The following is a 1,236-nucleotide window of genomic DNA, read 5'->3' on the forward strand; positions in this document are numbered from 1 at the left end:
ACGACACTTTGCTAAAAAGTGTCGTGTGCGTAACTGGGCAGTACTGAGATTTGAATTTAAACCGAACTGAGAGTTAGACACCATTTCAGAGTCCAAATAAGCGCATATGAGCGTTTAAATCATTTTTAGGGTACTTTCCTGTGATTTAAATGCTTAGAAACGCTCTGAGGGCTCTTTTTGACGTTTTGAGCCATATAATCATCGGAGATCCATTTATGCCGAGAAAACTTTTGGTGGGAAAAGCACCCCTGAATAAACTAAAAAGCCGGTAGGCAGATACCGTGAGGTATCAAAAATGCCTACCGACAGCTTTTGGGTTTTTAGGGGTGCCGTTGGTTCACACCAAAAGGAAATTGGAATAAATACAAAAATATAAATAGATTAAAATATTAAACTTATTTGTTATAGTTTAGATAAAGGTCTAAGCGAGATAATTTATGAAAGTAACTAAGACTAGGGTGATTGTTAGTCTGGTTTACGAGTGATTGTTTATTTTATTTTTTTATATTTTAAAATATGTTTACTTTTTGAAAGGTGGAAATTAGATAATGAGACTTACAAAAAAACAACAAGAAATTTTAATATCCAAATTAGAGGGGTTATGGAAAAATGATAAAAAATGTACTATTTGTTTAAATAATAAATGGAATTTATCTGAAGTTTTATTTGAAACAAGAGAATTTCAAGGTGGAAATATGGTAGTTGGAGGAGATTCATCAGTTATGTTTTTTATTCCTGCTACGTGTGAACATTGTGGTAATACTCATTTTTTTAATCCGATAGTTTTAGGAATAGATATAAATCATGCAGAATAAAGATCATTTAAAATTTACTCAAGATTTTCAAGTTGTAGAATTAAAAATGGAAAAAATGTTACCTGTACCAGAGTCTGATTGGGAAGAATTAAAACGTGAAATTAATAGTTTTGGTAATCATAATGATAGTTTTTTTTAAAAATAGATTTTGGGCAATTATTAATAGGTGCTTTTTTATCTAGCATTTTTTCGTTAATTGCTTTATATAATAGCTATGATGTAAAAGAGTGGCTATTTATTACTAATTGGGTAATTACAATTACTACATTTTTGGTTGGAATTTTATTTTTATTTTTAAATAAAGAAAAAGAACAAAGAAGAAAAATTCATTTTGATAAAGCTCATAATAAAATAGAAACGATAGAAAATAAACATAATGTCTAGTTTTTTGAACTGTTTTTAAAGGTTTTGAACCTAATCT

2 protein-coding genes are annotated in these 1,236 nt (G+C 28.9%); both read left to right on the forward strand.

Going from position 1 to position 1,236, the window contains the following annotated elements; translation table 11 throughout:
- Positions 1-548: 548 nt before the first annotated feature.
- Entirely contained in the window at positions 549-815 is a 267-nt protein-coding gene (locus ACYF68_RS13410) for a hypothetical protein (RefSeq protein WP_461047686.1), read from the forward strand.
- Complete coding sequence (locus ACYF68_RS13415; RefSeq protein ID WP_461047688.1) at positions 805-954, forward strand: hypothetical protein; 150 nt, start codon at positions 805-807, stop codon at positions 952-954. The genes ACYF68_RS13410 and ACYF68_RS13415 overlap by 11 nt, the downstream gene beginning before the upstream one ends.
- Positions 955-1,236: the final 282 nt, after the last annotated feature.

It is taken from the genome of Salinicoccus sp. CNSTN-B1 (assembly GCF_054792835.1).

Bases quoted from the DNA above. Each gene is read 5' to 3' on its own strand.
- ACYF68_RS13410 (WP_461047686.1), top strand. From the start codon at position 549: ATGAGACTTACAAAAAAACAACAAGAAATTTTAATATCCAAATTAGAG.
- ACYF68_RS13415 (WP_461047688.1), top strand. From the start codon at position 805: ATGCAGAATAAAGATCATTTAAAATTTACTCAAGATTTTCAAGTTGTA.